This is a genomic window from Aerococcus sp. L_32, from assembly GCF_050689315.1.
The window spans coordinates 1-773 of record NZ_JBOEQF010000881.1 but is presented as its reverse complement, the minus strand read 5'-3'; the positions used below and the strand labels follow the sequence as shown (position 1 = coordinate 773).

Annotated in this window: 1 protein-coding gene and 1 pseudogene; both read left to right on the top strand. The window is 41.0% G+C overall.

Going from position 1 to position 773, the window contains the following annotated elements:
* On the top strand, nt 1-663 hold a 663-nt coding region (locus ACRCJ0_RS17090; RefSeq protein WP_431391353.1), incomplete at its 5' end, for a V-type ATP synthase subunit B.
* Between the two features lie 6 nt (nt 664-669).
* Nucleotides 670-773: pseudogene (locus ACRCJ0_RS17085) on the top strand (V-type ATP synthase subunit D); the annotation flags it as partial.

Below are 773 nucleotides of genomic sequence, written 5' to 3'. Positions count from 1 at the left end.
ATGCAAGTATTGGTTATCATGACTGACATGACTAACTACTGTGAAGCCTTACGTGAAGTATCTGCAGCCCGCCGTGAAGTACCAGGACGTCGTGGTTATCCAGGTTACCTATATACCAACCTGTCTACACTATATGAACGTGCTGGCCGTATCAAAGGGTCTAAAGGTTCTGTAACGCAGATTCCAATCCTGTCTATGCCAGAGGATGACATTACCCATCCAATTCCTGACTTAACAGGTTATATTACCGAAGGGCAAATTATCTTAGACCGTGACCTTGATGCACGTGGTATTGAGCCACCAATCAACGTATTGCCATCACTTTCTCGTCTAAAAGATAAAGGTACCGGTGAAGGTAAAACACGTAAAGACCACGCTGCAACCATGAACCAACTATTTGCTGCCTATGCGAAAGGTAAACAAGCCAAAGAATTATCTCAAGTATTGGGTGAATCAGCCCTATCTGAAACAGATAAGAAATACGTAGAATTTACCACCGCATTTGAAGACAAATACGTTGATCAAGGTTTTGAGTACAACCGTACGATTGAAGAAACCTTAGACCTTGCTTGGGAATTACTAGCGATCTTGCCTCGTACAGAATTAACACGTATTAAAGATGATTTAATCGATACATACATGCCTTCAACTGAAGGAGAGTGATTTTAAATGGCAAATGCGCTAAATGTCAAACCAACACGGATGGAACTGAGCACATTAAAAGACCGTTTAAAAGTTGCTCAAAATGGTTATGACTTGCTAAAAGATAAGCA